The organism is Chryseobacterium sp. ERMR1:04, from assembly GCF_001297705.1.
Taxonomy (GTDB): domain Bacteria; phylum Bacteroidota; class Bacteroidia; order Flavobacteriales; family Weeksellaceae; genus Chryseobacterium.
This window is the reverse complement of the sequence record NZ_LIRF01000003.1, coordinates 1,144,503-1,159,740: the sequence shown is the minus strand read 5'-3', so window position 1 is coordinate 1,159,740 and position 15,238 is coordinate 1,144,503. Positions and strand designations below refer to the sequence as shown.

The window sequence follows — 15,238 nt, the reverse complement described above, 5'->3', positions numbered from 1 at the left end:
AAGTAAGTTTTTTATTAAAATTATATTTTAAGAGGATGAAAATAATTTAAGTTTTACATCAATTAAAAAGTGTTTTGGTTTCCAAGGTATTAAATATGATTATTTTACCTATTTTTGAAAATAGGGCCTTTGAAAGATAAGTTCCATTTAACAAAACGTAAATAATTACGACATATTTAACAAAAATTAAAACTATGATCTATTTAGGTATTTTGGTCTTTTTCGGACTGATCACGTTGTTCGCCTCTTTTTTTACGGTAAAGCAGGAGTCTGCAGCAGTCGTAGAAAGATTAGGTAAATTCTTAAAAGTCAGCCATGCGGGTTTGCATTTGAAAATTCCATTTTTAGATCAGATTTCTAAGCGCCTGAATCTGAGAATTCAACAACTGGATGTTATCATTGATACCAAAACTTTGGATAATGTTTTCATTAAAATGAAAGTTTCTGTGCAGTATCAGGTAATCAGAGAAAATGTAAAAGATGCTTATTATCGTTTAGAAAATCCTGAAAATCAAATTACATCTTACGTTTTTGATGTTGTACGAGCAGAAGTTCCAAAAACCAAATTAGATGATGTTTTCGTAAGAAAAGATGATATTGCGGTTGCTGTAAAAAGTGAATTGCAGGAAGCAATGCAAAGTTATGGCTATGATATTATCAAAGCGTTGGTAACCGATATTGATCCGGATGAGCAGGTAAAACATGCCATGAACAGAATCAACGCTGCAGAACGTGAAAAAACTGCCGCAGAATACGAATCTGAAGCGCAAAGAATACGAATTGTTGCCGTTGCCAAGGCTGAGGCAGAATCTAAAAAACTTCAGGGACAGGGGATTGCAGATCAAAGAAGAGAGATAGCAAAAGGTCTTGAAGAGTCTGTAAAAATGCTGAATGCTGCAGGAATCAATGCACAAGAAGCTTCGGCTTTAATTGTAGTTACACAGCATTATGATACTTTACATTCCATCGGAGCAAATAACAGAAGCAATTTGGTGTTATTGCCCAATTCGCCACAAGCAGCAAGCTCTATGCTGAATGATTTGGTTGTTTCTATGGCGGCAACACAGAAAATGGATGAAGTTAATAAAGCGCAATTACCCGAACCTCCGAAAAACAGAGATCATCAGGAATAGATTATTACAATAGAAAAATCCCTTTCAAAATGTTGAAAGGGATTTTTTTTATTTCTTAGTTTTAGAAACTTGCTTCACTAAAGTATATTTAATTGAAGAGCCATCCATTGGTGGGTTTTCAATTTTTTCAGTTTTTACTTTTAAGACATATTCATAACCTGGCTCATACGTGAACCCTTCAATATTGGTGTAAAAGTTTGTCCAGCTTCCAGATTGAGTTTCTTTCACCTGAAGACATTTCATAGGAGCAACTCCTGTGCAATCTGCAGTTTGTGGTCCAACAATAAATGTTTTTTCATCTCCTCCAGAAGCATTTGCGGATGCTGTACATTGCGTGATGGCGAATATTGCTAGCGCCGAAAACGTTCCTTTTACAATAGTTGTAATACTTTTCATAACTCTGATTTTGATCCTTACCTGACAATTACTGTGCCGAAATTTCAATGAAATAAGCGTTGTTTTAGCCTTGTTCTTTGGTTTCTAGTCCTTTGAAGCTGCTTATGATTTTTAACAAATAATATAAAAGACTAAGAGTCAATAAGACGTATTATCCGCCATTAAATTTTTGCTTTCCAATCAATAATTCAAAGAATAATCTAAAGTCTGAGATCAGTGACCAAAGAGGATATTTAAAGGTGGCAGGCTTATTTTTTTCAATCACTGCATGGCTGAACCACGCAAATCCGTATCCGAAGATCGGAACGTACCATAAGAACCTTTCTTTGCCCGAATTGATCACATATCCAATGACAAAAAATACGAGCAGTGTTCCGATAAAATGAAAGATTCGAGTGCCTAGTTTATGATGTTCTGTAAGATAGAACTGATAGAATTCTCTGTAGGTTTTTATTCTTTCAGACATGGGTTTTTAGTTTAAAATTGTTGGAGGGGATAAAGCAATAAGTCCGCCAATTTTTAAGAACGGGTGATAAAAGCAAAAAGGGCAAAACTGCGATCTCACAATTTTGCCCTTTTATTATAATTTATTGTTAACTTTTTGAAAACTAAGCCTCTCTAAGTTTACTGTTTCTATATCCGTAGCAGAAGTAAATCACTAAACCTAATGCAAACCAAAGTCCGAACCAGAACCAGTTTTCATGGCTCATTCCGGTAAGAAGATATAAGCATGAACTCAATCCGATCAAAGGAATTAATGAGAAATTCTTTATAAAAGTAAAGACACATAGGATTAAATTAATCATAATATAAACAAGGATAGAAGCTCTAAACTCGCCTTCTTTAGGATCATGCCAGTCTTTTAAACTATGAAAAAATTCTGGTTGCCATAGGTAAAAACCAACTAATCCACCGATAAAAATAATAGGGAATATGATCTTTCCATTAATATAAGGAAGGTGGAATCTGCCTTTGATCTTCTCTTTAGCAGGAAGCATTAAAACTCCCGCACATACTAAAACGAAGGCGAAAATGGTTCCGATACTCGTAAAATCTAAGATGAATGTTTTGTCTGTAAACAAAATCGGAACTCCTACAGCGATCCCCGTAACAACAGTAGCGAATGATGGCGTTTTATATTTGGGGTGTACAGTCTTGAATTTTGCAGGCATCAATCCGTCACGGCTCATTGCGTACCAGATTCTTGGCTGTCCCATTTGGAAAACCAATAATACGGTGGTAATGGCAACAATGGCAACAAAAGAAACGGTAAGCTCCATCCAGGCAACATTGGCATTTGATTTTTCAAATATGAATGAAAGAGGATCTCCAATCCCATCAAATTTTCTGTAATCTACCATTCCTGTAAGAACTAAAGTCAATGCAATATAAATGACCGTACAAAGAACCAATGAAATGATCATTCCTTTTGGTAAGGTTTTTTGAGGATCTTTAGTCTCTTCAGAAAGAACACTTAAGGCATCAAAACCGATATAGGCAAAGAAAACTCCGGAAACGGCACTCATGACTCCTGCAAAACCATTCGGCATGAAAGAAGCAACGTGGGTCTCTGGATTCACTGGCGTCCAGTTTTCTGTATTGATGTAGGCAAAACCAACTAAAATAACCAAAACGATAACGGCTAATTTTAAAATAACCAATGAATTATTGAAGTTTTTACTTTCTTTCACTCCAACATAACATAACCAGGTGATTAAGCCGTTGATAACCAAAGCAGGAACGTCAACGATGAATTTTAGGCTTCCGATAAGAGGAGCAGATTTCCATGCGTTAAGAAGGTCTTTGTTTTGAGAACCATTCATAAAAGCTTTTTTAGCTTCGGTATAACTGCAGGTTAAATAATCGGGGATGTGCATTCCGAGTCGCTCGAGAAAGCTTGTAAAATAATCAGACCATGAAAAGGCGACATAGATATTTCCGAAAGAATATTCCATAATTAAAGCCCAACCAATGATCCAGGCTATTAATTCGCCAAAGCTGGCGTAAGCATAAGTGTAAGCAGATCCGGCAGTTGGGATTCTGCTGGCAAATTCTGCGTAGCATAAAGCAGTAAAACCACAGGCGAAACCGCAAATTAAATAGAGCAGAATAACGCCGGGGCCTCCTCTGAATACAGCTTCGCCCAAACTGCTGAAACTTCCTGCTCCGATAATAGCTGCAATACCAAAAAATACGATGTCCCAAACACCTAAAACCCTCAAAAGATGAGTGGATGTATCTGTCTCTGAGTAGTTTTTCCTTCTAAAAAGTTGATTCATTAAATGTCTATATTGGGGTTGAAAAAAACAAATGTAATTATTTCCTGGAAATAATTAATGTTTTCTTAATGTTTCTTATGGGAAAGTTAATTAATATTAAAAAAGAATCAGGGTATTAACAATATGTTAAAAGGCTTGTTTATGCAATATCTTTTCAATATTTTCGTTGATGAATTGTGGATAAAATCCACCTAAAATTTAAAATACTAGCCTTCATTTCATGGCTTACCCATTTTAAAATTTGATATTAAATGAAATCAAAAAAAATACTCTTAGCAGCTGCTGTATTTTATTTCGGTATTTCCGAGGGACAGCAGTCTCAATACTTTACCCAGCAAGATAATTACAGGTTCAATTTAGCCGAAAATCTTTATCAGACCAAAATATACAATGCTTCTCAATACGAATATGCAAGACAATATTTTTATAATCAAAATTTGTCTAGATCGAAAAAAGAAGCTGCCCAGTTTTTTGATAACGTAATTGGTGTTATTCTTCAGAAAAATCATGCTGAAGAAGGATTAACGGCTTTTATGAAAGAATATCCGAACTCTGCTTATTTTGCACAGGCCAATTTGCCGCTGGCAGATTATTATCTGGCGAAAAAAGATTTTGAAAAGGCATTGGAAACTTTGAAAAAAGTGAATCAGTATCAGCTTTCAAAAGAGGAAAATACACAGTATATTCTGAAGTTAGGGTATGCTAAATTTATGATGGGTGATTCCAAAGGGGCAACAGATGCATTGGAAGAAGCATATAAAACAGCTGATGAATCTCAAAAAGGAGACATTGCTTATATGTTGGGACATTTATATTACTCCAACAGACAAAACGATAAGGCTTTTCAATATTTTGATTCGGTAAAAGATCAACCTAAATTTTCGAAACTGGTTCGTCCTTATTATGTGCAAATGTATTATAATGACAAGAATTATGATAAAGCCATTTCAGAAGGGAATCTTTTATTAAATGAAGATATTTCTGCTGCTTATAAAGCGGAGGTTCACAAGATCATTGGTGAAAGTTATTTCATGAAAAAGGATTATACTTCTGCATATCCTCACTTAAAAGATTATCTGAATGTTCAGCAAAGCCCGTCTGAAAATGACCTTTACGAAATGGGATTTGTGGCCGCTCAGCTTAAAAAATATGATGAAGCGGTTTCTTATTATAACCAATTGGTGAACAGTAATTCTGCTTTAGCTCAAAATGCCTATTATCAGCTTGGAAATGCTTATTTGGCGGTTGATAAAAAGCAAGAGGCACTTTCGGCGTTTCGTTCGTCTTATCAGATGAATTATGATCCGAAGGTTAAAAAATTAGCCCACGAACAATACGCGAAGTTAAGTTACGATATTGGAAACCCGTTTGAAAGTCCATCAGCGGTTATTCAAAGCTATATCAACGAAAATCAGAATGGTGCTAATGCATCTGAGATGAGGTCACTTTTGGTGAAATCATATCTGTATTCAGGAAACTTTAAAGAAACACTGAATGCGATCGACAAGCTTCAAAGTTCGTCTCCTGATATCGATAAAGTAGATCAGGAAGTTTCTTATTTGTTGGGAACGGAAGAATTCAACAAAGGAAATTTTGACGAAGCCGAAAAATATTTCCTAAGAAGTTTAGGATTTAATATTAATAAAGAATTTAATAGCAGAGCTTTATATTGGTTGGCTCAAACCTATTATCAGAAAGGAAATTATCCTTCTGCAATTACACGCTATGAAAAATTGCTTACAGAGACTTTCCCTGAAAAACAGCAGTTGCCTTATGATTTAGGGTATGCTTATTTTAAATCTAAGAAATTTGATCAGGCAGAAACGTATTTTAAGCAATATTTAACCAATCCGAAACCTGAGTTTAAAAATGATGCAGAGCTTCGTTTGGCAGATATTCATTACGCGAATAATGACTTGAACGAAGCCATCGCGATCTACGATAAAAATGAAGACGCAACAGATTATACTTTATTCCAAAAAGCAATGGCTTTAGGATTTAAAGGAGATACTCAGGCGAAAATTACCAATCTAAAAAATCTTTTATCTAAATATCCGGGTTCTGAATATTATGATGATGCTCAGTACGAAATGGGAACGGCTTACGCTGCTCAGGATGATTTCTCTAATTCTAATGATTTCTTCGGAAAAGTAATAAAAACTTCTTCTGATAAAGATTTGATTGCCAATGCATCCATCTATAGAGCTCAGAATTATATTGATCAGAATCAAAGTGATAAAGCACTATCTGAACTGAAATCTTTAGGCGAACAATATAAAAATACAGCCTATGCTCAAAAGATCGTTCAGGCTGCAAAACCCATCTTTACGAAAAATGGAGATGTTGCAGGATATGAAAGTTTTGCTAAAAATATTGGTGTAAATGTGGATGCTTCTGAAATTGACGAGATCAATTTATCAACAGGAAAACAGTATTTCACCAAGAAAGATTACAAGAATGCAATTTCTTACTACGAGAAATATTTAACGCAAAATCCAACCGGAGAAGGACTTTATCAGGCTAAATATGAACTGGGAGAGAGTTATTATCAAACGAAGAATATAATAAAAGCTCTGCTTGTTTTACAAGAGGTTGCGAATGTTCAGAATGATTATCAGGATGATGCACAGACTCGTTTAGCTCAGATTTATGTTGCTCAAGGAAATAATGCAGACGCTAAAAAATACCTGGAGAATCTTAAAAACTCATCAGATGTTAACATTAAAAACTACGCGAATGTAGAATTAATGAAAATGTATGCAGATGAAAAGAATTTCTCTCAAGCTGAAAAATTAGCAGATGCGGTGATCTCTAATAATAAAAACTCAGCCGCAGTGATTGAAACGGCAAAAGTAATTAAGGCTAGAAGTTTGATGAACTCAGGAAAAGATAAAGATGCACAGGCAGCTTATGTTTCTCTTGAAAAATCTTCAAATACAGAAGTAGCGGCAGAAGCATTATACTCAAAAGCGTTCTATCAAAACAAAGCGAAAGCGTTTAAATCTTCCAATGAAACCATCTTTAAGTTGGCAAACAATTATTCTTCAGAAGAATATTGGGGAGCAAAAGCATTGGTGCTGATGGCTAAAAACTATATAGGCTTAAAAGATAATTATCAGGCGAGTTATACTTGTGATCAGATCATCTCTAATTACAAAGACTTCCCGGAGATCGTTGCTGAAGCTAAAGAGGTTAAAAAACAGATTAAAAAGTAACATGTACGTCGTATTCATGTAAAATGTATTCATATTAATTGCTTCATTTTACTTTAATACATAAATACAATACATAATGAACAGAAGAATTCAAATATTATCTATATTATTTTTAGGAGTTTCGCAGATTGCGTTTTCTCAGATCAAGGAAGAAAAACTGATTCTTAATAAAAAAAGAGAACCGGAAGTTAAAAAGATCGAGAAGAAAAAAACTTCTGTGGAAACCATTAAGAATTATCCACCGGAAGAGAAATCTCAGAACCCTGTAAAATATACCATCACCGATGTTCCTGCAGTTTCAGATTTTAAAACATCTACGATTCAGGGGCAAGATGTTACTCCGAAATTTGACGGAACGGCTCAAAATAATTATATCCAGTTTGGAATGGGTAATTATGGAAAGATCTTAGGAGATATGAATGTCTCAAAAACGCTTCAAAACAAGTTGGAGGTTGGATTAGACGCTCACTTCCTTTCCACGCTGGGACTGAAGAAAGAATATGCCTGGGATTCTAAACAAAGTGCAGCTACAATTGGAGCTTTCTTAAATTCTTATGGAGAAAAAGGAAAGTTTAATCTAAACGCTGAATATGGTTTAACGAATAATAATTACTACGGTATTTATGCCCTAGAGCCTGCTGCAAATATTGATTTAGATCAAAGAGTTAATCAGTTTAAAGTAAATGGATACTATGACTTCTATTCTAATGAAATTTTAAATGATGTAAGAGTAAAATCTTCATTCTTGAAAGATCATTTCGATGCACAGGAAAATCAGGTTTCTATCTTGGCTAATTTATCTAAACACGGTGTGGATGTAGGTAAATCCGGAATTGTTTTAAATGCAGATCTAGGCGTTGGTTTAGAAGCCGTAAAATCAGAATTTGATATCAGAGATAAAAACTCGTCTAATTTTGTGAATACAAGTTTAACTCCGAAAGTGACGTTTAGAAAAGGAGACTCTTACTTAATGGTAGGTTCTTCATTTTCATTCTTGAATGCCAAAAACAACAATGCGTTGATGGCAGAACAAATGAAAAACAATAAAGCGTATTGGTTTCCACAGGCTGAGTTCCAGTTTGCAGCAGCAAAAGAATTTAAGTTTTATGGTGGAGTAGACGGAGGGTTAAAATTAAATACCTACTCTGATCTATTGCAACAAAATCCTTTTGTTTTATCTGACCAGACATTGAAGCCTACCGAAACAAAATACCATTTCTATGTTGGTTTGAGAGGAGATATTGATGAAACGTTCAAATATGATTTCTCTGCAGGTTTTGGAAAAATGAAAGACATTATGTTCTTTAAAGCAAATGGTCTGTTTGATGATACCTACACGCTTAACCGTTCTGCTTACAACTATGCGAATACGTTCTCTGCGACCTATGATGATGGAAATGTAAGTGATATTAAAGGAAGTGTGCAGTATTTTCCATTGGAGAACTTAATTGTAGATGCAGACGTAAGATTTACGAAATATAGCCTGAAGAATTACGAAAATATCTACAACGTTCCATTGCTTAATGCAAGTATTGGAGCTAAATATACCATGCTTGATAAAAAATTATTACTAGGTTTCAAAGGTATTTTTGCAAGCGACAGAACAACGAATTCTTTTGCTATTGAGGGAGTTGGAAGTCCGATGATGTTCCAGTCAACAGAGAATACCAACGACAAAGTAGGAGGGTATGCAGATTTAAATCTTTCCGCAGAGTACAAAATTCACAAAAATTTCAGTATTTTCGCACTAGGAAACAATCTTTTCAACTCAAATTACCAAATGTATAAAGGATATAAAGTTCTTGGTGCACAGATTTTGGGAGGTGTGAAGATTACATTCTAATAATAAGTAATTGGTAATAAGCGATTTTAAATAGTACTTATTACCAATTATTCATAAAACCGGCTTCGTAGTTCAACTGGATAGAATATCAGATTTCGGCTCTGAGGGTTGGGGGTTCGAACCCCTCCGAGGTCACCCAGAGGGAGAAAGCATTTTTTTTATTGCTTTCTCCCTCTTTTTTATTTTTTAACTTGTTGTTAATGAGTAGTATAATGGCTGCTGCAGAATTTAGTTTAGGTGTTCGAAAAGCTATTTCTTGAAATTCAAGTTTTTCAGAGAAAATCGAACACAAAATCAATCTTTTTGTTTCAATATCACCTGTTTCATAGAGTTTTGAGAGATTTGGAAGTGATTTTAATGCACCGTCAAGTTTCTGCCTAATATCTATATTTTTACGGGTTAATTTTTGATTTTGTAATTCCATTTCTAGATTGTCAACTTTTTGTTTACTGTCGTTTTTAATTATTTCATAATCTTCATAATCTAAACGATCTTCCAAATATTTTTCCCTTGCGCTATTTAATCGGTCATTTAACTGTCCAATTTGGGTTGAAATTTCCTTTTTTTTATATCTACACTGTGCTGGATATGTTTAAAATTAGCCAAGATTATTTCTCGTAATAATTTGCTTGCACCTTCGTTATATTCAAATTTTTTAAGCTCACTTTCAAAGGCCTTATTGACAACATCTGAACTGTATCGGTATCCACATTTAGAATTACAATGGTAATAGTAATAAATGTTTTTTTTTCCTTTTGAACCGCTACCTGAAATATTGGAACTGCATTTTGGACATTTCAAAAAACCTCGTAGAGGAAGCTGTTCAATAGAAATTATTTTTCCTTTTGGCCGTTCATTCTTTTTTTTGTTGTTAAGAACACATTGAACCTTGTTAAATATGGCTTCTGATATTATGCCTTCGTGTTTTCCTGCAACAATACAATCATTTTCATCTTTATATGCTTTGATATAAACTTTTCCACAATAAATTGGATTTCTTATTGATCTATAAAAGGATGTGCTACTTATTTCTGAACCACCCATCGTATTCATTTTTAGTCTGATCTGATTTGCAGCGTGAATACCTTTGGAAAGCTCATTAAATGCCCAACGCATATTAGAAGCTTCAGGTTCTTTTAGAGCAACATATTTTCTACCTTCTTCAGTACATTTATTGATGTATCCATAAGAAGCGGTACCCATAATACGACCTTCCTTTTTTGCTCTTCTCATACCATAGAATGTATTTAGAGCTCTTCTGTCATTTTCAACTTCCGGTGCTGCGAGATATATAGCTAGCATCATCTTATTTTCAGGAATAGACATATCTAAAGGCTGCTCAATTGCTTGTGGTGAAATATTGTTATTTTGCAATAACTTGATCATCTGATAGGCATCTCCTGCGTTTCTACTAAATCTATCCCATTTTGTAAATAATACTATATTTGATTTTACACTTCTTTTTTTATATAATTAATATATTTGATCCACTCAGGTCTGGTGAAGTTTTTTGCTGAATGATCTTCAAAGATTACTTGTCCAATAGTAATTTGATTTTGATTACAATATTTTTCCAGTCTTTCCAGCTGATCTCTTTGAGAATAGCCTTTTTCTGCCTGTTCATCTGTAGAAACTCTTATATATAAATCTGCTATCTGCATAAGTGTTTGTTTGTTATTAACACGTTGGTTGTTAGTGCAATATATGGAAATTTATTTTACAATAAATCCGTTTATAATGAGTTCAGCTATATGATGAAGTAATTCTATAACTTCTTTCAGTTCATCTTCAGCTAAACGAAGTCCTGACTCAGAAAGAATTTTCCTTGATTTTTCTACAGAAATTTTTTGTAAAATATACTTACGGCACGTATTTCTTTCAACGTCTAATTCTCTTTTTTGAGACCTTTTTTGTGAAGAAGTATTTTTCATAACCATCTGTCATATTTATTTCTTATCTCTGAGATAATCTCATGATTCAGATGAATTTATAATACTGAATTTTAAAGAATACAGTTATGACGTTTCGATGAAATATTTGTCTTTAAATGTCTTCTTTCCATAAACAATCTTACTCAACAGCTGTCCAATTTTATCAAGACTATTTTATTGTTCAAAAATATAATCAGCTGGGAGTAAATTTAATTGATTTTTATGTAAAATATGTTTCATAAGAAACCGATTAAAAGGCAGCTAAGGTATAGCGGTCAGCCTTTCCATTTGCCAACCAAAAGACTACGGCATAAACGGCTTCCTCCCTAAAGGTACCCTCCAATTATTCCGTTTCCTTTTGGTTTTCCCTTTTTTCCGCTAAGATTATCTGCTTTCTTTTTTTCGGTTTTTCTTTTGAAAAATATTCATCGAAGGATGGATAGGTTTTAAGAGATAAAACAATGATGAGATAGAAAACAAGTCAATATGTACAATCTTAAAAAACAACGATTATGGACATTATCGAAATGTTGACAAAGAATGCGAAAACCTGCAATTTGTTCAGTGAAAATAGAGTAAGAAAGAAATTTCTAAATCCATATATAAGGGAAACAATGAGGAGGATTATTTCCCTTATTACCATCATCAAATCATTTTCTAATATCAAAACAATTATATCATGGCACACCAATTAAATTTCAACAATAGAACAGGAAAATATTCATTTTTCAGTGTGAAGGAAAAAGCGTGGCACAATTTAGGGCAAGTGGTAGAAGAATATCCTACAAGTGAAGAAGCGATAAAATTTGCCGGTATTGATTATGAGGTGGAAAAATCACCGCTTTTTACAAAATTTCTGAAATTAAAGAAATGGACGAAGTTATGGAATTAACTGATTCCGAATTAGAAGTTCCTGATTATTTCGCTAACATAAGAACAGATAATAACAAGGTCTTAGGAGTCGTTGGAAAGGACTATCAAATTGTCCAGAATCATGAAGCCTTTGTATTTTTTGATTCCATTGTTGGAGGTGGAAATGGAATTTTCTATGAAACTGCAGGTGCACTGGGAGATGGCGAACGAATATTTATTACGGCTAAATTACCCGATTATATTCGAGTAGGAAACGGGGATGATGTTACAGAAAAATACATATTTCTTACCACATCTCATGATGGTAGCGGAAGCATAACAGCTGCTTTTACGCCCATACGTATCGTTTGTCAAAATACTTTAAATGCGTCGTTGCGGAATATGAGTAATGTTGTAAGAATTAGACATACAGCTGGAGCAAAACAGCGTTTGGATGATGCTCACAAAGTAATGGGATTAGCAAATATGCTGAGCAATGAGTTAGAAGCAGTATTTAATCATTGGGCTAAAATCAATGTTAATGACAAAGAAATGAAAAAACTTATTCAGTTGGCCTTATGTCCTAATAAGGAAACATTTGATCATTTACAAAAGGGAAATTTTGATGAGCTGTCAACCGTTTTTAAAAATTCAGTTGATGATGCTTTTATGTACGCTATGATGAGTGATACCCAACAAATGGAAACTACAAAAGGAACTTTGTTTGGAGCATACAATGCAGTGACAGGTTATTATCAAAACGTAAAAAATTATAAAAATGATGAAGCGAAATTACAGTCTATCGTATTGGGAGGTACAGCACAATTAAAATCTCAAAAGACTTTTGATCTTTGCGAAAAGTTTGCTCATCAAGGTGTAGATGCAATTTTTATGAATTGATTTTTAGAATATTTTTTATCATTTTTAAGTACAGGAAATAAGAGTCTCTGCTGTACTCAGAGCAAGAAAGATGAAATTCAATATCGTAAACGAAATAAAATTAAGCTATTCTCGAAAAGGGAATTCAGAGAGACTAATTACAAATTCAAATGATGCTGTTAAGGTGTTCAGAGAACATTTTGACAGTGATGAAATTGATTACAGAGAATCATTTTACACACTTTACTTAAATCAGGCAAATAAAGTGCTGGGGATAAGAAAGATTTCTGAATCTGGAATTTCTTCATCATTAGTAGACGTAAGAATTATTATGCAGGCTGCACTTTTATGTAATGCTTCATGTATAATAATAGCTCATAATCATCCATCAGGAAATTTAAAACCATCAGTGGAAGATGTTAAAGTTACTCAAAATATAAAAGAAGCTTCAAAATTACTTAATATACAACTGCTAGATCATTGTATTTTGACATCCACTGAATATACTTCTTTTGCAGATGATGGTAAACTATAGATTTTTGACGAAGAATAAGTAAACGAGAAGAGCGGAATTTTTTAAATTACCGCTTTTTTTATCACTATTTTTTAGCGAAAAGATAATTCCTCTCTTTAGTCGGAAACATCTTTTCGCTTATTACATAATAAAATCATTTTTTTTGCCTTGCTAAGCTCTTGCTCAAAAAAGATTTACATCAAAAGGATTCTAATTATTTGTATTTATACATATTCTGTAATCATTAACTTAAATAGGAGTAAAAGTGGATAAACTAATCTTTAATGTTAAATTGAAATTTAATTTCTTTCTCATTTCCAAAATTATCAATGATCCAGATTGTAAATGATTGTGATATTTCTGAAGTAGAGGTGTAGTATAATCTGAATTGTTTTTGTAATAATGGATATAAGTCATTGGGTAAATAAGGCGTATTATTGAAATACTGTAGTGTTCCCGATCCGTCATATTGAAAATACCTTAAAAAATATTGGGTTTCAGAATAGCCTCCCAAAGGTAAAACTTGAAAACGGATCTCAACTGTTTCATCTTTAGAAATATTTTTCGGAGTTGGCATTACTGAAATTTCAAAAGGAAAATTCTGCTGTATTTGTAACTCGTCCTGGGTACATGAAGCAAGGCTGATCTCAAATAAAAATAAGATCAGTACACTATACAGAATGGAGAGAAACCCGTGGGCAATATTGATTGAGTTTTTCATAATAATTTTCTTTATAAATTAAATCGTATTCCAATACCGACTGAACATCTCAAAGGACTTAATGATGTATTCCACAAGTGTTGTAGTTTTCCAGAAGTAAGCAGTACAATCCGGTCGGAAAGATATATTTCCATGCTAAGTTTTCCGCTTACACCGTACACAAAAGAAGATTGATTTATTAATCTGGCACCATCATATAAAAGGAGCTCTCCTTTATTGATTTCTTCATATCCTGCCGTGGCAGATAATGAGGAATTGATCATCAAATTTCGGGTACGGTTGGCAATTAAGTTTAAACTGTAACCTGCCTCAGCAGTGTAGCTTTCAATACGAATTTCAGTGTTTCTGTACGGTATATTATCTCTGCTGTATTCTAATGTGTAACTATGATAATTTCCTTTTTTGGTATGAATGATTATACCTGTGTTCACAAAGTAATACTGTGAATCTGATGTAAACAATAATCCGAAATTTGCTTCTATTCCTTTTTGTTTCGGAAGCATACGTTGCGCTCTTACTGTAAGACTAAGCAATAGTAATACAATCATATAAATGAGTTTCTTATTCATCTTATTTCATTTTTAAGTGAATATCTCTAACTATTTTTGCATTGATCAGATCAATATTTTCAACTTCGATCTTCTGATGACGTCCCCCATTTTTTTCAAAAACTTCTATTTCCAGTATCTGATCATCAAACAGTGTGAATTGATCTAACAGATAGAGAACAATTGAGGAAGCTTGATTACTTACAGCGTTAATAATAGGATAGATGCGAAGAGGAGTTAATATTTTCTCTTGAATAATGGTACGTTTGAGATTTTTTTTATCTATAATTTTGAAGTTGATAAAGTCGATATCATACGATATATTACTTTTATTCGTCATTTGAAAAATAAAGTAAAACTTTCCTTCATATATATACAAAGACTTTAATAAAAACCGGATTCCAAAACTTTTGATACCGATATGCGTAATGGTTCTTTTAGGATTTTCATACAGCGTTTTCATAATTGCTTCATTAAGTGAAGATGAGTTTCCTTTAAGTTCTTCAAATTGTACATCCGTAGAATATTCTTTTTCTTGCGTTTGATGTAATTTAAGAAGATCATAATTCAGCGTATTAGGATGGGGACTATATAATACATCAAAATTGTAAAATTTACCGTCCTGAGTAATAACTGAAAAGTTAGTTTCTTCTTCAAAACCATTGATACCTGCTTTTATTCGGAGAACATTTCCCACATCTTCCGCTTTGTTGGCTATAAGATTTTCACTTCCTAAATCAACATATCGTATCGGTGATGGAAATATTAAATGAGTTGTTTTATTATAAGTTACTTCCAGTTTGAAAGGTTCTAATTTTGCATCGTTCAAGGAGGTAGATTCCTGCATTTCCTGAGAACTCAATAAGCTCATTGAAAATGAGAGTAAGATAAATACCAGCCATTTTTTTAGTATAATGTTCATTGTTT

General features: G+C 33.4%; 13 protein-coding genes, 1 tRNA gene and 1 pseudogene. 6 read left to right on the top strand and 9 right to left on the bottom strand.

Annotation, left to right across the window (positions count from 1 at the left end):
- Positions 1 to 194 precede the first annotated feature (194 nt).
- Positions 195 to 1,133 carry an SPFH domain-containing protein gene (locus AMQ68_RS05325; RefSeq protein WP_054509547.1) on the top strand — a complete coding sequence of 313 codons (939 nt, stop codon included), beginning with the start codon at positions 195 to 197 and terminating at the stop codon, positions 1,131 to 1,133.
- 48 nt (positions 1,134 to 1,181) lie between these two features.
- On the opposite strand, the gene AMQ68_RS05320 is transcribed toward AMQ68_RS05325, so the two are convergent.
- From AMQ68_RS05320 to AMQ68_RS05310, 3 genes are all read right to left on the bottom strand, one after another.
- A complete protein-coding gene (locus tag AMQ68_RS05320) occupies positions 1,182 to 1,529 on the bottom strand; it encodes a DUF4377 domain-containing protein (RefSeq protein ID WP_054509546.1) in 348 nt (115 codons plus the stop codon).
- Between the two features lie 151 nt (positions 1,530 to 1,680).
- The gene (locus AMQ68_RS05315; protein WP_054509545.1) at positions 1,681 to 1,995 is read right to left on the bottom strand and encodes a DUF962 domain-containing protein; all 315 of its coding nucleotides are present in this window, start codon (positions 1,993 to 1,995) and stop codon (positions 1,681 to 1,683) included.
- A 142-nt stretch (positions 1,996 to 2,137) separates the two neighbouring features.
- Positions 2,138 to 3,808, bottom strand: a complete 1,671-nt coding sequence (locus AMQ68_RS05310) for an APC family permease (RefSeq protein ID WP_054509544.1) — start codon at positions 3,806 to 3,808, stop codon at positions 2,138 to 2,140.
- 251 nt (positions 3,809 to 4,059) lie between these two features.
- On the opposite strand from AMQ68_RS05310, the gene AMQ68_RS05305 reads away from it, so the two are divergent.
- From AMQ68_RS05305 to AMQ68_RS05295, 3 genes are all read left to right on the top strand, one after another.
- A complete protein-coding gene (locus AMQ68_RS05305; RefSeq protein ID WP_054509543.1) occupies positions 4,060 to 7,023 on the top strand; it encodes a tetratricopeptide repeat protein in 2,964 nt (987 codons plus the stop codon).
- A 76-nt stretch (positions 7,024 to 7,099) separates the two neighbouring features.
- Positions 7,100 to 8,866, top strand: coding sequence for a TonB-dependent receptor (locus AMQ68_RS05300; RefSeq protein ID WP_054509542.1), 1,767 nt, complete (start codon positions 7,100 to 7,102; stop codon positions 8,864 to 8,866).
- Between the two features lie 61 nt (positions 8,867 to 8,927).
- A tRNA-Arg gene (locus tag AMQ68_RS05295) sits at positions 8,928 to 9,001 on the top strand.
- Between the two features lie 396 nt (positions 9,002 to 9,397).
- Here AMQ68_RS05295 and AMQ68_RS25805 read toward each other — a convergent pair.
- The 3 genes from AMQ68_RS25805 to AMQ68_RS05280 are packed head-to-tail and all read right to left on the bottom strand — an operon-like array spanning position 9,398 to position 10,797.
- A complete protein-coding gene (locus AMQ68_RS25805) occupies positions 9,398 to 10,309 on the bottom strand; it encodes a recombinase family protein (RefSeq protein WP_082383985.1) in 912 nt (303 codons plus the stop codon).
- An 8-nt stretch (positions 10,310 to 10,317) separates the two neighbouring features.
- Positions 10,318 to 10,527 (bottom strand): recombinase family protein, encoded by a 210-nt coding sequence (locus tag AMQ68_RS25800; protein WP_054509540.1) that lies wholly within the window; start codon positions 10,525 to 10,527, stop codon positions 10,318 to 10,320.
- A gap of 51 nt (positions 10,528 to 10,578) precedes the next feature.
- A complete protein-coding gene (locus AMQ68_RS05280; protein WP_123905618.1) occupies positions 10,579 to 10,797 on the bottom strand; it encodes a hypothetical protein in 219 nt (72 codons plus the stop codon).
- Positions 10,798 to 11,476: 679 nt separating this feature from the next.
- On the opposite strand from AMQ68_RS05280, the pseudogene AMQ68_RS05275 reads away from it, so the two are divergent.
- Positions 11,477 to 12,549, top strand: a pseudogene (locus AMQ68_RS05275) (DUF932 domain-containing protein).
- Between the two features lie 70 nt (positions 12,550 to 12,619).
- Positions 12,620 to 13,063, top strand: a complete 444-nt coding sequence (locus AMQ68_RS05270; RefSeq protein ID WP_054509538.1) for a JAB domain-containing protein — start codon at positions 12,620 to 12,622, stop codon at positions 13,061 to 13,063.
- Positions 13,064 to 13,316: 253 nt separating this feature from the next.
- On the opposite strand, the gene AMQ68_RS05265 is transcribed toward AMQ68_RS05270, so the two are convergent.
- Genes AMQ68_RS05265 through traN form a run of 3 tightly spaced genes read right to left on the bottom strand, consistent with a single transcriptional unit; the run spans position 13,317 to position 15,233 of the window.
- Positions 13,317 to 13,763 carry a DUF3872 domain-containing protein gene (locus AMQ68_RS05265; RefSeq protein ID WP_054509537.1) on the bottom strand — a complete coding sequence of 149 codons (447 nt, stop codon included), beginning with the start codon at positions 13,761 to 13,763 and terminating at the stop codon, positions 13,317 to 13,319.
- 11 nt (positions 13,764 to 13,774) lie between these two features.
- Positions 13,775 to 14,332 (bottom strand): conjugal transfer protein TraO, encoded by a 558-nt coding sequence (locus AMQ68_RS05260; protein WP_071254664.1) that lies wholly within the window; start codon positions 14,330 to 14,332, stop codon positions 13,775 to 13,777.
- A 1-nt stretch (position 14,333) separates the two neighbouring features.
- On the bottom strand, positions 14,334 to 15,233 hold the full coding sequence (gene traN, locus AMQ68_RS05255) for a conjugative transposon protein TraN (RefSeq protein WP_054509535.1): 900 nt from the start codon (positions 15,231 to 15,233) through the stop codon (positions 14,334 to 14,336).
- Positions 15,234 to 15,238: the final 5 nt, after the last annotated feature.